At 56.3% G+C, this 16,591-nt stretch carries 10 protein-coding genes and 1 pseudogene; 6 read left to right on the top strand and 5 right to left on the bottom strand.

What is annotated here, in order from left to right:
* Nucleotides 1–1,273 (top strand): annotated as a pseudogene (locus B2R17_RS26855) (hypothetical protein); the annotation flags it as partial.
* 8 nt (nucleotides 1,274–1,281) lie between these two features.
* On the opposite strand, the gene B2R17_RS26860 reads toward B2R17_RS26855, so the two are convergent.
* Complete coding sequence (locus B2R17_RS26860; RefSeq protein WP_007335074.1) at nucleotides 1,282–1,593, bottom strand: hypothetical protein; 312 nt, start codon at nucleotides 1,591–1,593, stop codon at nucleotides 1,282–1,284.
* Between the two features lie 374 nt (nucleotides 1,594–1,967).
* On the opposite strand from B2R17_RS26860, the gene B2R17_RS26865 reads away from it, so the two are divergent.
* Complete coding sequence (locus B2R17_RS26865) at nucleotides 1,968–3,383, top strand: hypothetical protein (RefSeq protein ID WP_039962372.1); 1,416 nt, start codon at nucleotides 1,968–1,970, stop codon at nucleotides 3,381–3,383.
* Between the two features lie 115 nt (nucleotides 3,384–3,498).
* Here B2R17_RS26865 and B2R17_RS26870 read toward each other — a convergent pair whose 3' ends face one another.
* A complete protein-coding gene (locus B2R17_RS26870; protein WP_286766418.1) occupies nucleotides 3,499–4,812 on the bottom strand; it encodes a DUF1552 domain-containing protein in 1,314 nt (437 codons plus the stop codon).
* 51 nt (nucleotides 4,813–4,863) lie between these two features.
* Complete coding sequence (locus B2R17_RS26875; protein WP_286766419.1) at nucleotides 4,864–7,365, bottom strand: DUF1592 domain-containing protein; 2,502 nt, start codon at nucleotides 7,363–7,365, stop codon at nucleotides 4,864–4,866.
* 353 nt (nucleotides 7,366–7,718) lie between these two features.
* Between B2R17_RS26875 and B2R17_RS26880 the strand changes: the two genes are divergently transcribed.
* On the top strand, nucleotides 7,719–9,608 hold the full coding sequence (locus B2R17_RS26880) for a peptidase (protein ID WP_339886632.1): 1,890 nt from the start codon (nucleotides 7,719–7,721) through the stop codon (nucleotides 9,606–9,608).
* A gap of 82 nt (nucleotides 9,609–9,690) precedes the next feature.
* On the opposite strand, the gene B2R17_RS26885 is transcribed toward B2R17_RS26880, so the two are convergent.
* Both B2R17_RS26885 and B2R17_RS26890 read right to left on the bottom strand, forming a co-directional pair.
* The gene (locus B2R17_RS26885; RefSeq protein WP_286766421.1) at nucleotides 9,691–10,347 is read right to left on the bottom strand and encodes an HAD family hydrolase; all 657 of its coding nucleotides are present in this window, start codon (nucleotides 10,345–10,347) and stop codon (nucleotides 9,691–9,693) included.
* The gene (locus tag B2R17_RS26890) at nucleotides 10,347–11,657 is read right to left on the bottom strand and encodes an NAD(P)/FAD-dependent oxidoreductase (protein ID WP_339886633.1); all 1,311 of its coding nucleotides are present in this window, start codon (nucleotides 11,655–11,657) and stop codon (nucleotides 10,347–10,349) included. The genes B2R17_RS26885 and B2R17_RS26890 overlap by 1 nt, the downstream gene beginning before the upstream one ends.
* Before the next feature lie 310 nt (nucleotides 11,658–11,967).
* Between B2R17_RS26890 and B2R17_RS26895 the strand changes: the two genes are divergently transcribed.
* From B2R17_RS26895 to B2R17_RS26905, 3 genes are all read left to right on the top strand, one after another.
* The gene (locus B2R17_RS26895) at nucleotides 11,968–15,579 is read left to right on the top strand and encodes an aminotransferase class I/II-fold pyridoxal phosphate-dependent enzyme (RefSeq protein ID WP_286766423.1); all 3,612 of its coding nucleotides are present in this window, start codon (nucleotides 11,968–11,970) and stop codon (nucleotides 15,577–15,579) included.
* Between the two features lie 115 nt (nucleotides 15,580–15,694).
* Nucleotides 15,695–15,931 (top strand): RNA 2'-phosphotransferase, encoded by a 237-nt coding sequence (locus B2R17_RS26900; protein ID WP_236615682.1) that lies wholly within the window; start codon nucleotides 15,695–15,697, stop codon nucleotides 15,929–15,931.
* Complete coding sequence (locus B2R17_RS26905; RefSeq protein ID WP_008666485.1) at nucleotides 15,903–16,577, top strand: hypothetical protein; 675 nt, start codon at nucleotides 15,903–15,905, stop codon at nucleotides 16,575–16,577. The genes B2R17_RS26900 and B2R17_RS26905 overlap by 29 nt, the downstream gene beginning before the upstream one ends.
* The last annotated feature ends 14 nt before the right edge of the window (nucleotides 16,578–16,591 follow it).

The raw sequence follows: 16,591 nt of genomic DNA on the forward strand, positions 1-16,591 counted from the left end.
GGGAGGAATGGGCGGCGGCATGGCAGGAGGTTCGTTTGGAGCGATGCCGGCCCGCGAGAGCCGAAACGGGGGCGACGATTTGTTCGCAAACGGTTCCGGTTACGGCGGTTCATTGAATCAAGTTTTGAACGAAACCAAGGATGCTCCCGCCGGCAGCACGTTGGAATTGCAGTTTGAGTCCGTTGATTTGAACAGCGGGAAGACCGCTCTGTTGGACACGCTGATTGATCCAGTGTCGGTCAACGATGTCTCGGTCTATCGCCAGTCCTATCATCCGACAGCAACACTGTTGTGTCTCGAAATCGAAAACAACACGTCGGCGCTGTTGCCTTCGGGGCCCGGCAGTGTTCTGGCGGGCGATCAAATGCGTTCGATCCTCGGCGAGGTCGTGCTCCCAGATTTGGCTCCCTCGGTCAAGCGATTGGTGGGGTATGCGATGGATGGAGGTGTCCGTGTCACGGCCCATCCTGTCGAAACGACATCCGAGCAACAATCGATCGAGATCGATGAGAAGTTGCATCGAATCACGATCAAGACGCAGCATCAACGATCGACCAAGTACGACGTTCTGAATCGATCCGGTGATGACCGGACCGTGATCTTGGAAGTCCCCCTGCCACCACAGCCTTTCGAGTTGCAGGCGATGGAAGACAAAGACATTGAGGTCGAGAAAACAGATGAGTGGCATCGGTTGCGAGTCAAGATTCCCGATGGTGGCTCTCGCGAAATTGTCACCGTGTCGAAGCAAACGGCAGATGATTCCAACGCGTGGGGCGAAATCGCGATGGGGACATTGGAACGCTGGATCGCGGAAGCCAAATGGGAAGAGGCTCAACTGGAAACGATTCGAAGCATCTTGGCGGATCGACGCAAACTCGACGAAACGGATCGCACGCTGGAAGGCTTGTTGGATCTGCGCAAGCACCTGGTGACAGAACTCGAACGCATTTCGAATCAGTTGACTCGTCAGCGTGGCAGCAGCTCATTCCCGCGGGAAGTGATCCAGCGTTACCAAACGGAATTGCTGAAACAAGAAAACCGCTTGGCCCAGTGCGAGCAGCGGATGCAAGAGTTTGCGAAGCAGCGGCGTGAGCTGGTCGATCAACTTGGCAAGGATCGCGAACTGCCGTCCTCATTGTCAGGACTGAAGGCGTTTGTCATCGACACCGATTTGATTCCCGAGGGAATGTCGACGGTCTTGCCAACGGAGACCGCCACGCCCGCGGCGCAGCCAAAGAACGATCCGTTTGGCAGCGATCCATTTGGGAACTGAATTCCGCTTCAGTTGTTGCTGAAATGCATTTTGAGATTTCGCTCGCGACCCAGCGGGTTGCTGCGATAGCGACGGTAACAGGATTCGCAAAGGTCAAACGATTGCGAAACCGTTTCGCCGGTTGAGATCGGAGCGTCGTGCAGTTCGATCGTGGGTTCGGCGAAGCATTCTGGCTCGCTCTCATTGCGGGGCGACGCGGCGTCGTGGTCGATCATTTCGATCAAATCGTCTTCTGCTTCATCCGCTTCGATCGCTTGGTGCAAAGCGTCCAGGTGATCCACGGCTTCGTCGTCGTTCCACTCCTCTTCCAACTTTTGCACCTCGATCGCAATCGTGTATCGAGAGCTTTGTGATGGGTCAATTACTTGTCGACATCGATCACATGTGTAGTGAATCATCTCGAAGTGACTCGCCGGAATGAATGAAAGGCAATTGCCAAAAGAAAAGGTTCGGCCGACTCGCATCGCAACCGCGATTGTTTGTCCGCCCGTTCTTCATGTTACTTCTCCGCGCGCCTCGCCCGCAAGCATTTTCTTTTTCGGAGGTCACGAAGGAATGCGGCGGGGTGCAAATCTCTGGGACCCTGCCCAGCGACGATCGATCCAGTATCATCGTCGCTCATGGGCACCGCGGTGTCATTCAATCCAGTTCATTCATTCAAAACTCCTCTCCATTTTTCTGCACGGAACCCATCATGAGCTTGCTCCGTTTCGACGCTTCCGGATCAATCAACGACGACTACGGGATCACTCAAGCACAAATCGATTCGTTGAAGGGCCAGATGGAAACCCTTCGCACTGAGATGGTCGAAACCGATCAGAAACAATACGATTCGGGCGACATTCCCGCTGACAAACAGCCTCTGGACGCTCGGTTCTTTTGGTTGCCTGAAGAGATGCTGGAAGCGTACGCGAAAGAGCGGGAAGCGTCGGAGTTGGGCCGGATTTTCAAGGTCGCCAATGGACTGCATGACCAAATTGACGCAGCCGTGGTTTTGGGAATCGGCGGGTCCTACATGGGCGCCCGAGCGATGATGGAAGCTTGCTGCGACCCGTATCACAACGAAATGAGCCGTGCCGCTCGCGGCAGCAAACCTCGGATGTATTTCGAGGGCAACAATGTCGACAACGATGCCTCCGATTCGCTTTTGCAACGCGTTCGTGCGGGCGGGTACGCGGACAGCGACGCCGAAAAACGCCACGCGATCATCGTGATCAGCAAGAGCGGTGGAACGATGGAAACCGCCGTCGCATTCCGCCAATTCCTCGCCAACTTGGAATCCGAACTCGGGCCGGAAGCCGAGGATTGGTTGTCGCGTTTGGTCGTTCCCGTGACTGGCGAAAGCGGCAAGTTGCACGACTTGGCGACCGAAATTGGTTGCGATGAAATCTTCACCGTGCCCGATGGTGTTGGTGGGCGATTCAGTGTCCTGTCACCGGTTGGCTTGGTCCCTGCCGCGTTCCTCGGTTTGGACTGCATGAAGTTGCTCGAAGGTGCCGTGGCAATGAACGAACACTTCAAAACAGCGGACTACGCCGACAACGTGGTGATGCAGTACGTCGCCGTGAACCACTTGCTGTCACAGCACCGCGACAAATCGATTCGCGTAATGAGCGTGTGGAGCAAGGCTCTTGAGTCGGTTGGACTGTGGTACGACCAATTGCTGGCTGAATCGAACGGCAAAGATGGCAAGGGTGTGACGCCACTGACAACGCTCAACACTCGCGATCTGCACAGTCGTCACCAGCAGCATCAACAGGGCCGCAATGACAAGGTGTTCAACAACGTGATCGTGGAATCACAACGGACGGATTCGTTGGCGGTTGGTCACTCGAAACGCAACCAAGACACGCTCAACGACATCGCCGAGAAAACTCTGCCAGACATCATGGCGGCCGCGATCAAGGGAACCAACGACGCTCTGCATGCGGATGGACGTCCCACGACCGACATCATCTTGCCGCAGATCGACACGCATGTGTTGGGGCAATTGTTCCAAATGCTGATGATCGCCACCGTGATCGAAGGCCGCTTGTTGGGCATCAACCCTTACGGGCAACCTGGGGTGGAGCAGTACAAGACGAATATGAACAAGAACCTCGGACGCTGAGGTTCTTAGGTTGATCTGCCTTCTATAGCTCGGTGGTCCTCCACCGAGACCTGCACTGCTCGTCGCGCGTTCACGGTGGAACCACCGTGCTACAGGTGTTGCGTGATTTGGTCCGCTACGTGGTGGACTCGAGACCTTTGATACCGGTCGCGGTGCTGGATCCAAAGGCGTCAATTTCGAGTCCCATGCGTTGGGCGAGGTCGACGTACAGATTGCATAGCGGTGTGTTGTTCGCCGCGTCGTGAGCGACGTACTCGCCATGTCGGTAGCCACCGCCGGCCAGCAAGATCGGAAGGTTTCGCCAATCATGAGCACTGGCGTTGCCAAGATTCGATCCGAACATCACCGCGGTGTGATCCAAAAGCGATTGGTTGTTTTCCTCGATCGATTTCAATTGATCGAGGAATTCGGCGAACGCTCCCCATTCGGCCGCTTCGATTCGTTTCAGTTCGGCGATCTTCTCAGGGTCTTTGCCATGATGCGATAGACCATGCCAGTCACTTTGAACCCCGGGGATCTGAGGAACCGAGTTCAGCCCAGCCAACTGGAAGGTGACGGTTCGTGTCGAATCGGTTTGCAACGCCAGTGCGATGATCCGGTACATCAACTTTTGACGTTCAATCGCGAGAGCTTTGTCGTTGATATCCGAAACGGGTTCTTCGTCGACGACTGGTTTGGGGCGACGGACCCAGCCTTCGGATTGCTGCAGTCGTGATTCCAAATCTCGGATCGAGTGCAGGTACTCGTCCAGCTTTTGTTGATCGCGAATTCCGAGTTCACGTTTGAGCGATCGTGCTCGCGATCCAACCGTGTCGAGAACGCTGCGGCCGCGACGGAGTCGGTCGAGGTCCGCTTCGACTTCGTGCGGTTTGCCATCGACGAACATTGCGGTGAACAGCTTGGCAGGCGAATGCTGGGCTGGGATTTCGACCCCGCTGGATGTCCAGGAAAGTGACTGCCCGCCGGTCGTGAGTGCCAGGAACGGGAAACGAGTTTTCAGTCCAATCTCTTGTGCGATGAGTTGGTCGAGCGAGATTGTGTTTCGAAAACCTGCCAACCCTGGGCGTCGAGCGGCGGTCAACCAAGTCAACTCGGAGGCATGACCGTTGTTGCCGTTTTGTTCCGGATGAGACAAACCTGAAAACAAACTGAAGTCATCGCGATGGCGTTGGACCTTTTCCAGGTACGGTGTAATCGCGTAGTCGCGGCCGGTCGATTCGGGAAACAAGTGATCGCCGTGAAAACCAAGCGAAGCACAAATGGCAACGAAGCGTTTCGGTGTCCGCTCCGATTCGGCGGCGTGATCATCGCCCAACACGCGGCTTCCGAGTGAAGGACCCATCGCTTCCAAGAACGGCAATGCCAAGGCGGCACCACCGGCGGATCGCAACAGTCGTCGTCGAGATATCGGCCGAGTGGGGATCAACATGGCATTCTCAAGTGAAGGGTAAGAGCGTCGTTGAATTGTATGAGCGAGTTGCTACTTGGTGCGGAAAATGTCGCTGGCGATGACCAACGCCAACATCGTTCGAAGCTGATGTCCTCGCTGAGCGGACTGTCGTGTCAGGGATTCAATTTCTTCGCGATCCGAGAATCCCATTTCGCGACCCGTCGCAAACGTCAGCCACTTGGTGATCAGTGACTTGGCCAGTTGGTCAGGGGCTTTGAGAAGGCATTCGCGAAACGCTTCGAAACCATCGAAGGACTGACCCGATGGCAAGGCTCCGCTGGAATCGACCGGCAAACCCAAGCGATATTGCACACGGCGATTATTGACGCGCAAGTCGATCCGTTCGCCTTCGCCAAGACTGCGATAACGATCACGCCAACCGCCGATGGGATTGAAGCTTTCCAATGCGAACCCAGGCGGATCGATCAACGCGTGACATGCACGGCAGGAGTCTTCGTTACGGTGTTGGTCGAGAACCTGACGCAACGTCGCTGCTCCGCGAATATCGGGTTCGACGCCGGAGATGCCTGGCGGTGGCGGTGCAGGATGCACGCCGAGCAAACGTTCGGTGACCCACACACCCCGGACGACCGGCGATGTGTTCGTGCCGTTGGCGGTGACCTTCAGCACGCTGGCCTGTCCCAGCAAACCGCCGCGAACGGAGTCTTTTGGAAGTGGCACACGGCGAATGTCAGCGTGGTCGACTCCTTCGATGCCGTAGTGATCCGCCAATCGCAAATTCAGCATTGCGAAATCGGATTTCACTAAGTTCGTGACCGGCAAATTTTCGCGAAGCAACGTCGCGAAAAACTGACGCGTTTCTTCGACCATGCTGTCCCGCAGATACCGGTCGTATTCGGGAAATAGCTTTTGATCGGGGCTGGTTTGATCGATGTCACGCAGGTTCAACCAAGCATCCGTGAAGTCGACCACGAATCGATCCAGTCGTGGATCAGCAACCAACCGTTTGGCATGACTCAGCAACGATTCGGTTGATCGAGTCAGTTCGTTCTGGTCGGCTGCTTTCAGCAGTGCCACGTCAGGCGTGGTGCGATGCAGGAAGTATGACAACCGAGTTGCGATGGCGTGATCATCGAGTTTGCCGGCCGGTTCGCGAAAGTACAGAAAGTCGGGCGAGCAAAGGATGGCGGCGACCGCGGTTCGCAACGCTTCTTCGGTGGAAGCACCGCGGTCTTGTTCGGAACGAAATAGCTCGATGTAGGGTGTCAATTCGGCTTCGTTGACCGGGCGTCTCATCGCGGCGGTTGCCACTCGCTGCAAGGAGCTTCGCAGCGACTCGTCCGGGTTGTTGCTGGTCAATTCAAACTCAGGTTTGTACCAAGACTTCTCACGCTTGGACGGCGGGTTGGGTATGACCTCATCACGTTGCCAATCGTCAAAGATCAAACGATGGCCGCGAGAAGGGAAATCGTCGTTCAAAGGTCCTTCGACACGTACCTTTGCGATCGCCAGTCCGGGACCGGTGTACCCGTCCACGCCATCGTTGCGGATGTTGTAATCGCGAACCACCAAACCATACGGAATGATGTTGAGCATGTAGCGATATTTCAGATGCGCGGTCAGCTCGATGGTGGTCATTTCACCGTCGGGGCCGAGCGGCGGCATGTCGAAGTAACCCAGCGTCGGCTGTTCGCTTCCGCGGGCAAAGCTTTTTGCGCCGACATAGAACGGGATCTTCTGGTCGGTCTGGTGAGCGTATCCGGTGATCGAGATCCGATACCGTCCCGATTCGGGAATGCTGCTCGTGCGAAGCATCCCGTCGGGGTAACCGAAGGCTTGGTAGAACACAACGGACCCATCATCGAGCTGTTTCCAAACCTTGCCCAAGTGCGTTTTGGCTTCGCGTGTTTCCGCGTAGTGAGTTTCGATCAGATGTGTTTTGGGCGGATCGGCGGTTTTCGCGATGGCAGATTCAAGCACCAAGTCGGCTGCATCGAGGTAGCGTTCCAGGTGGACCATTGAGATGCCAAGCGATTCGCCCACGTTGTCGAATTCGTGGCTGCGTCCATCGGCGGGCAATAGCGTTTCCAGTTCGACGGCGGTGCCGAACAAATCGTTGAGCGTGTTTTCGTATTCACGCCGGTTCAGCCGACGAAGGACCGTGCCTTTTTCCGATGCGTGATGCTGCGTCAGCGGAGCAGCCAACGCGGTCGTGAAATCGGTTCGGTGGGATTCGTCGAGCGAAGACGAATCCGGTGGCGGCATCTCGCCCGATTGGACTCGATCGTGGATGCTAACCCAAACGGCCAAGTCAGCAGCTCCACCGATGGTTACTGGCAGTGTGTCCAGGTCGAGTCCACCTTCGGAGGCTCCATCAGCGTGGCAGTCGCTGCAGTGATTTTGCAGGAAGGTTTGGATCTTGGATTCGGAAACCGATGTCGGTTCGCTCGCATTCGTGGCAAACGAGTTTGCCACCAGAGCCAACGCAGTGGCGAAGAGAAAGAACTTCGTCCGTGATGAATGGCGACTTGGACGAATCGGAAACGGACCGGAAATACGCGATTGGCTCATGCCCGAGATTTTAGTCCATCGACTTAGGCGGCGTGCGAGACATCGGGCACGGGAACCGGGCGGACTCGGTGTCAAACGCGCCCGCCCCGGAGTGCGAGGTCGTGCAGTTTCTAATTTGTTGTATTGCCACGCATTTATCATCACCCTCCCAAAGGGCGGGTGAAGTAAACCTGCTCGACCTCGTACGTCGAGAGGGCTTTTTGACGTTTCTGCGACGAAAACTTGTAACTTAGTTTGAAAGAATCCGCTTGGGAGGTTAGCTTCTCCCCTAAGTGGAGGTCTCTGAGGCAGGGCCCTCCGGTGGCGGGTTGAGTTCTAGGTGGAGAGTTCGCGAGCAGGTTCTTTGTCGCTTTATGGATGCCCGGATCAAGGCACTTGGTATGTTTTTGAATCGCTTTTCAATTCGCGTCGTCGCGGTCATGACGGTGATCGCCGGTTTGGGATGGTCGTCGGTCGGATGGTCACAAGGCCCGGTAACTTGGCACAGTCACGCTGGTTCGAGCGTGAGAGCCGAGCTGATTCGCGTGGACGATTCAAAGGTCGTTCTGCAGGTCGAAGGCAATCGGTCTCCGGTCGAAGTTTCGCTTGATAGTTTGACGCTCGAATCGCGTTTGCAGGCGATGCAGCTCTGGTTCAATGAGCGTGACGCGAAGCAATTCCAGATGATTCGCCAGCACTTGCCTGGAATGTACGAGCGGCCTGAGGCCGTCAGTCGTTTGTTGCTGGAGATCCACAAAGCAGTTCCCGAAAGTCCGTACGCGGGGATTTGGGCGGGCGTCGGTTTGTCCGAAGGCGAGAACAATTTGGAACTTGCCAAGCGTTTGTTGATGCAAGCGATCAAACGCATCGAGGCTCAGCAAGAAGTGATGGCGGGACGTCACTCGATGACGCTGGCATCCGCTCGCAATAATTTGGGCGTGGTGGCTTTGAAGCAACAAGAAGCCAATCCCGCCGCATCGTCATTCATCGCTGGCGTGCAGTCGTCCCGCGTCGTGTCAGCGGTGCTCGAGCACAACATGCAATTGCTGGCTCAAACCGATTCGATGCGGACTGGTTTGATTGAGCTGGCACCGCGACTGCGGAGTGAGTTGCTGACGACGCTCGCGTCCGCAGACGTCAGCACATCGAAACCCAATTTGAACGAGAGCCTCTATTACACGTTGGATTTTGACTTGCCGATCGAAGCCGGCGCGGGAAACCGAAAGGTCGAAGGCCTGGACAGCCCCAGTGTGTTCATGGAATTGGTCTCGATTGGAACGGGCTTCGTCGTTGCTCCAGGAATCGTACTGACTTCGACCGATGTGATTACAAACACTGATGGTTATGGGCCCAAGATGATTACCGTGGGTTCGTATCAACACGGCATTTTCAAAGCATTGACGTGCAAGAACTGCTTGATGACCTCCCCGCGAATTTCAGCTCGAAGCGGGATTGTGATTCGTACCAATGAAACCATCGGAACAGTCACTCGGTTTCGCATCATTCCGCACCGTGCTGGTTCTTCCGATGCTGAACTGGCCGCGTTGCACGTGCCCGGGTTGGACTTGGCACCGTTGTGCATTGCGAACGACACGCCCACGCCAGCAACCGAACTGAAATTGTATGGCTACGACCCTGGACAGAATTTGGTGAAGCAGGGCGTGCGTGAGTTCACCGGGGAAATTTTGACCGAACCGGATCACCTAGGCGTTCAGAAAGTTTCCAACGAAACAACGGGCGGCAATCGTGGCGGTCCTGTGATGAGTGACGACAAGGTTGTCCAAGGAATCGTTTTCGCCATGTCGGAGAACGAATTGGAAACGAACGGCCGAGCCTTCGGTGCTCGAATGATTCGGTCGTGGTTCAACCGCAACGTGCGAACGACTTCCCTGACCAGCGTTGATGATCTCCCACCTGAAAAACGCTTTGACCCCAAGGCATCGGTGGTGCCTGTGTTTGTTTGGGGACTGAAATCCGGAAGCGGTCTGTTCAGCGATGTGGCCGATGGCACCGGTCCGAGCGAGTCGCTGATGATTGAGAACACTTGGTGTGTTTCGTGCATCGGCTCGTCGTACCAAGATTGTCCGAACTGTGTGAACGGTTCTCAATCTTATCGAAAACAGGAAGTCGTCTCTTCGTCACGGATTGCCGGTGACGTGTACGCGCCCGTTGTGAAAAAGAAACGTTGTCCGACGTGCAGCGGTCGTGGCAAACTAAAATGCCCTCACTGCAAAAATGGACGGCTGGATCTGAGACGCCGTTGATCGCGCGGGCCAACGCTTGAAATCGTTGGCGGACAAAACGCTCGTGAACAAGTCTGCGAGTCGCAGGTACGACTAAGCGGAGCTAGGCATTGAGGCGAACGTCGACCCAATCCATGCCGGCTCGTTTGGCGGCTTCGAAACCCAGTGGGCTGTCTTCAAAGACGAGGCATCGTTTGGGATCGACGCCCATTCGCTCGGCTGCACACAAGAACACATCGGGCTCCGGTTTGTGCAGTTCCGTGTCTTCACTGCCCACCAGGACTGGGAACCAATCGGCAACACCGATCGTTCGCAGTTGGTCCGCGACGATGTCTCGCATCCCGCCGCTAGCAACGGACATCGCGATTCGGTTGAGGTGTCGCTCGGCGATGTCGGTGACGTGTGCCAGGCGTTCGACGTTGGGAATACGAGCGATGAAGTTCGCTTCCTTTTCTTCTGTCGCCAGATCAACGTCGACCGTCACACCCTGTTCTGAACTCAACACGGCGATGATCTTTTCGCTGGGCATGCCCCCCATGGCGTAAAAACGCGACTCAGGGAAATCAATTCCGTGACGTGTCATCGTTTCGTGCCATGCCATGTAGTGAAGCGGCATGGAATTGGTGAGCGTTCCGTCACAGTCGAAGATCAAGCCTTCGTAGCGTTCCGTCAAATCATGAGCGATCGCGATGTCGAGGTGCAGTTGACCGGATTCATCGGAGCCGAGGAGCGAAGCGGTGTTGTTGTCAGATTGGGACATTAAGTCGACATGGGTTTGGTTTCGGCCATCGAATCGGCCTTTAACATAGCATTGGCCCGAGCCATTTCGATTGAACGATCCAGCGCCGGGAACATTTTGCCCGCATCTTCGTGGAAGACACGGCCGATCAGCAAGTCCGTCACGTTGCCGCGATGCTCTGGATGTTCCTTCATGAACCGCCCAATGCTGAAGTCTCTATTGTAGAAAGCATGAACGAGTTGCCGGACCCTGGAAGCTCCTTCCTTAAAATCGTCGGTCCATTGACCCAGTTGCTCTGCCGACAAGTCGTTTTTCTTCAATCCTTCGACGATCGCGTCACCGGCTCGAACACCCATTTCGAGTGCGAAGTAAACGCCAGAGGAATAGACAGGGTCAATGAACCCGAGTGCATCGCCGATCAAAACCCATCCCGGACCGGAGTGCCGCCGGGTCATGTAGCTAAATTCTTTGGCGGTCGTGATTTTGCCCACTCGAGTCGCATTGGCTAGACGAGGCTGAAGCCCGGGGCAATTGGCGAGCTCTTCTTCGAAGGTCTCCTCGGGAGTTCCGCGGCCTTTCAGAAGGTAGTCGTTGTCGCCGACGCACCCGACGCTGGTGATTCCGCGAGATTGAGGAATGAACCAGAACCAGGAATCACGCGACTTGGTGTTCAGAATGATTGTCGCGCCGTCGTTGTCGCCTTCGCCGCGAACGGCATCGCGGTAATAAGTCCAAATCGCGGCTTTTTTTAGGTCGGGATTGATTTCTTTCAGCCCCATCTTTCCAGCCAAAAACGCTTGCTGGCCCGTCGCGTCGACGACGACTTTGCAGCCGATCGTTTTTTCGGTGCCATCGGCGGTTCGCACGACCACGGCACGAGCGACCGGTTGGTCATCTGTATCGCCGGGTTCCGTTTGAACATCGATCAAACGAGTTTGGTCAAAACAATCCGCTCCCAGCTCGGAGGCTCGATCGTAGAGCATTTTGTCAAATTCGCTGCGTTCGACTTGCCAAGTTGTGCTGCACTCGCGTTCATCGTGTTCGCGAAAAAAGAATGGGGCCGATTCTTTGCCGGTGTGCGTGACAAACTGCACGCTTTTCTTGGTCTGCCATCCCGATCGTTTGACTTGATCGATCAATCCGAGTCGCTCGAGCGGCCAGTAGCACTCCGGCATCAGCGATTCGCCGACGTGAAACCGGGGCACCGGATCTCGTTCGATCAACAGCGTGCTGACGCCGGAATCCGCCACAATCGAAGCCGCGGCACCGCCGGCCGGGCCTCCACCAATCACCACGCAATCGTAGAAATCCTTCATCTTTGGCGTACTCATGTGCGAAAGGGGGCAATTCGATCGGAAAATGGTTCGTGAGATGTCGCCTGGTGTAACCGAAAGGTTGCTGAGCAGACAACGTGGTTGTTTTTCGTCAATGTCAGGTGGCGTTGGGCACCCGCAATAGGCCATTATAGCGGGGTAGCAACTCGATCTTGAATTGTCGCCGCAGACCGATCCCAGCCGAGAGACGCGATAGCCATGACCCCCTCCGACGGACCGTTCGTAGAGTCAGGGGAGGGCCGACCCTTGGCCGATCAGCGCCGTTGGTGCATCATTGCAGCAATGACTGATTGCCCCTCCGCACCGCATGACTGGTCATGGAGCGTCCAAGATTACGGTCAAGAGAGAACGAGATTGTTCTGCGACGGCATCATTGCAACAGGTTGAATCGGTGGACCTCCAACAGTATTTCAAAAACGAAACGCCTCCTCACGACCACTTTGTCTCGGTCTTGCGCCACTGGGTGCAGGTTCGGCCGGATGCTCCCGCGTTCACGTTCACCGACGGGGAAGGTTCCGACCAGACGCTTTCGTACGCAGAATTGTGGGAAGAAGTCCGCGGTCTCGCGGGATATTTGCAAGGCCGTTGCGGCATCCGTGCTGGTGACCGAGTGCTGCTGCTCTACCCGCCCGGGCTCGATTTCGTCATCGGTCTTTTCGCGACCCACGCCGCCGGTGCAATCGCGGTCCCCGCCTACCCGCCTCGTCGGAACCGCAAGGCATCTCGCATTCGTTCGATCGTGGTCGACGCGGATGCCCGATGGGCTCTGTCGACCAGTTCCGTCGTTGATCAACTGTCCGGCAATGAATTGCACGAGGATTTGGTCGGCGTTCAGTTGCTGGGAACCGACTTGGCCAGCAAACGCGATGCGACGCACTGGCGATGTCCGAAACTTCGCAGTGAAGCTCTTGGTGTGCTGCAGTACACATCCGGTTCGACAGGATCACCCAAGGGTGTGATGCTGACGCAAGCCAACTTGATCGCCAACAGCGAGTTGATCCTGCACGGGTTTGAACCCGAGTCGACCATCATTGGTGCGTCTTGGTTGCCGACTTACCACGACATGGGTTTGGTCGGCGGTGTGTTGATGCCGATGTTTGTCGGACGGCACAACATTCTGATGAGCCCGATGGCGTTTCTTCAGCGACCGAGTCGTTGGTTGCAGACGATCGCCCGTCATCAAGTCACGATCAGCGGTGGCCCTAACTTCGCTTACCAATTGTGCGTCGACAAAATTCGCGACGAAGAACTCGAAGGCGTCGATCTTTCGTCTTGGGAGATCGCTTTCAACGGTGCCGAGCCGGTTCGTTCGTCGACCCTGGACGCGTTTAGCAAGCGATTCGAAAAGTACGGATTCCGGCACAGTTCGCATTTGCCTTGCTACGGGATGGCCGAGACGACATTGATCGTCACCGGTGGTCCGATCAGTCCACGTCCCGTGCTGCAACAATTCGACGGGCCGGCACTGGATGAGAAAGCCGTTCGTCCGGCCGTCGATGTGCCCGCCGATTTGGCAAAGCAATCTGACGAGGAGGACTCGACGACGTCCTCGCCCCGAGCGACCCGTGAATTGGTCGGATGCGGCCGAGTCCTTCCCGGCGAACGCGTGCTGATCGTCGATCCCGACACTCGCCAAACGTTGCCCTCCGACGCCATCGGCGAAATCTGGGTGCAGAGCCCATCGGTTGGTCGTGGTTATTGGCAACGCCGAGAACAATCGACCAAGACCTTCGCGGCGATGACTTCCGAAGGAGAAGGGCCGTTTTTGCGAACCGGTGACCTTGGTTTCTTGTACGGCGGACAGCTGTACGTGTCAGGACGCCTGAAGGACATGATCATCGTCCGCGGCGTCAATCGTTACCCGCAGGACATCGAAGCCACGGTGGAGCACGCCAGCGATGTCGTGCAGGCTGGTTCCGTCGCCGCGTTTGCGATGAATGCGGACAGTGACGAAACCGAAACCGGTCGCGAGAAATTGATCATCGTTGCGGAAACCGTTCGCAAACGAGACTTGGATTGGGACGAGCATTTGCAGTCCATCCGTCGCGCGGTGACCGAGGAACACGATCTTCCTCCCGATGCGATCTACTTGGTTCGCAACAGTTCCGTTCCAAAAACCAGTAGCGGGAAGATCCAGCGACACGCGTGTTTGCACGCCGTCCGAGACAAAGAACTGAAGGTCATCGCTCAGTGGATTCGCGGCGAAGAATCCTCTTTGCAAAACGCCGGTATGGCTGGCGAAACCATGATGAAGGCTGCCGCGGCATCGGACGCGAGCGGTCTGGATTCGGTTGCCGATCCAGTGGTCGCCGAGGCAATCGTGTCGCATGTGCGAGCCATCGCGGGCGAACGAGCGGGTTCCATCAATCCAGAAACCAACATCGTTTTGGATCTCGGGCTGGATAGTCTGGAACGTTTGGAAATTGCCAGGAATCTCGAACGCACCTTTGGCGGTCGGTTCCCCGAGCAAGTGCTGGACGAAATCGAAACAATCGGCCAAATCGCAACCGCGGTGGAACGCTATCTGCCAGCAGGAGCTCTCGGTCGTGCCGAACAGTTTTTGGCCGGACGAGGTGACACGCAGCGTGATGGAGACGACGACCTCGTCAATACAAACGCGAATGGTCATGCCAGTGGCGACGGCGAAGGTCCGCTCGCTCGGGTCATGCAAACCCCTCAAGTCGAACCGGAAGATGACGTGACTCAGTTCGCTGAGTATCGACGTTTGAAATCGACGATGCGTCAGATGCAATTGACTGGCGTGCCCAATCCCTACTTCACCGTTCACGACTGCGTCGTCGGTGACAAAACGATTGTCGATGGCAAGTCGTTGATCAGCTTTGCCAGCTACAACTACTTGGGGTTGAGCGGTCATCCGGAAGTATCCAAAGCGGCCGCCGACGCGATCACGAAATACGGAACCAGTGTTTCGGCCAGTCGTTTGGTCAGTGGCGAAAAGCCGATCCACGGTGAACTCGAACGCAAAATCGCGAAGTGGGTCGGAGTCGACAATTCCATCACGATGGTAGGCGGTCACTCGACCAATGAAACGACGATTGGTCACCTCGTCGGACCAGGCGACTTGATTCTGCACGACGCGCTTTCGCACAACAGCATCGTTCAAGGTGCCTTGTTGTCCGGCGCGAAACGTCGTCCATTCCCGCACAACGATTACGAAGCTCTCGATAAAATGCTGACCGCCTTGCGTGGTCAATACCGGCGTACGCTGATCATCATCGAAGGCGTCTACAGCATGGACGGCGACTTCGCTGATGTGCCGAAGTTCGTCGAGGTGAAGAAACGTCATCGTGCGATGTTGATGGTCGATGAAGCTCACAGCTTCGGAACCATGGGCGCGACCGGTCATGGGATCGCCGAGCACTTTGGCTTCGATGCCCGCGACGTTGATATCTGGATGGGCACGCTCAGCAAATCAGCCTCCTCCTGTGGTGGCTACATCGCTGGCAGTGAAGCGTTGGTGGAATTGCTGCGATACACCGCTCCCGGCTTCGTATTCAGCGTCGGCATGCCTCCGGGACAAGTTGCCGCCGCGATTGCTTCATTGGAAGTGTTGGAGCGTGAGCCCGAACGAGTCGAGCGGCTTCGCCACAACAGCGAGTTGTTCCTGAATCTCAGCCGTGAGGCGGGCTTGGACACCGGCGACAGTGGCGGTACTCCCGTGGTCCCCGTGATCACCGGAAACAGTCTCGTTGCACTTCGGTTGAGCAATCGGCTGAAGAAAGACGGGATCAACGTCCAACCGATTTTGTATCCGGCCGTGGATGAGTCCGCCGCGAGATTGCGGTTCTTCATCACCAGCGAGCACAGTGAAGAGCAGATTCGATTCACCGTCGAACGAACGGCTCATCACTACAACGATTTGTGCGATACCCCCGCAAAACTTCGCGGCACCGCCTGATTCCGTGTGTCGGGCTGAAATCTGTGGGTCGGGCCGAAACGGTCCGCTCAGAAATGTGTTTCCGTTTGCCAACCACCCGGCGACGGCGATGCCGCCGGTGTCTAGACTGGGCGGAATGAACAAACGACTCACGCGAATCAGCAAGTACCTGACCTTCATCCTGCGGCACGAGCCGCAATCCATCGGCTTGACTCTGGACGCCGACGGTTTCGCTTCGGTTGACGAATTGGTTTCCAGCGCCAACGCGTCAGGCAAATCCATCACCGTCGAACAGGTGCACCAAGTCGTCGCGGGTCACGAGACCCCAATTTTCGCGTTGAGCGATGACGGTCAACGCATCCAAGCTCTTTGAATTTCACCGAGTTTGCATCAGGAGCGATGGGATGGCGTGGCAGCAAATTGAGATTCCGGACTCAATCAAAAGTCTTCCGTATCACGAGTCGGCGGAGCATCTGATCGATTCGGCCAACGACGCGATCGAAGCGTTCATGTTGGCGGACGAATCGGTGATCGAGAACTTCGTCACTTGCGATTTCCATTTGCTCGATCAAGCGATGACGTGGATCGAGCAAAACCACTTGTTGGCAGGCAACCGCTTTTGCGAGTTGGGAGCCGGGTTCGCCGTCGGTGCGATGCTGGCGTCCTTGCGAGGAATGCAAGCCGTCGGAATCGAGATCGAACCACGGTTGGTGGAAGCCGCTCAGGCGGTCGCGGACTCACTCGACAACGACGCTCAGATCCACTGCGGCAGCTTTGTTCCACGCGGTGTCGATGAGCTGTCCGAGATCGCTCGAGAGGTTCGCAACGTCGACACCGAAGAAGGCGACATCTACGACGAAATCGGATTGGAGATCGAAGACTTCGACCTCTTCTTCGCATTCCCATGGCCCGGTGAAAACGAGTTCTTCGAAACGGTCGTCGACGCCCGCGGCTCGGTCGGTGCATTGCTGCTGACCTATCGAGGGCGTGAAGGAATGCACTTGCTTCGCAAGGTTTAGGTGACTGGGCGTTT

This window comes from Rhodopirellula sp. UBA1907 (assembly GCF_002337565.1).
Taxonomy (GTDB): domain Bacteria; phylum Planctomycetota; class Planctomycetia; order Pirellulales; family Pirellulaceae; genus Rhodopirellula; species Rhodopirellula europaea.

Bases quoted from the DNA above. Each gene is read 5' to 3' on its own strand.
- B2R17_RS26885 (WP_286766421.1), bottom strand. From the start codon at position 10,347: ATGTCCCAATCTGACAACAACACCGCTTCGCTCCTCGGCTCCGATGAA.
- B2R17_RS26880 (WP_339886632.1), top strand. From the start codon at position 7,719: ATGGATGCCCGGATCAAGGCACTTGGTATGTTTTTGAATCGCTTTTCA.
- B2R17_RS26900 (WP_236615682.1), top strand. From the start codon at position 15,695: ATGAACAAACGACTCACGCGAATCAGCAAGTACCTGACCTTCATCCTG.
- B2R17_RS26895 (WP_286766423.1), top strand. From the start codon at position 11,968: ATGACTGGTCATGGAGCGTCCAAGATTACGGTCAAGAGAGAACGAGAT.
- B2R17_RS26870 (WP_286766418.1), bottom strand. From the start codon at position 4,812: ATGTTGATCCCCACTCGGCCGATATCTCGACGACGACTGTTGCGATCC.
- B2R17_RS26890 (WP_339886633.1), bottom strand. From the start codon at position 11,657: ATGAGTACGCCAAAGATGAAGGATTTCTACGATTGCGTGGTGATTGGT.
- B2R17_RS26865 (WP_039962372.1), top strand. From the start codon at position 1,968: ATGAGCTTGCTCCGTTTCGACGCTTCCGGATCAATCAACGACGACTAC.
- B2R17_RS26905 (WP_008666485.1), top strand. From the start codon at position 15,903: ATGACGGTCAACGCATCCAAGCTCTTTGAATTTCACCGAGTTTGCATC.
- B2R17_RS26875 (WP_286766419.1), bottom strand. From the start codon at position 7,365: ATGAGCCAATCGCGTATTTCCGGTCCGTTTCCGATTCGTCCAAGTCGC.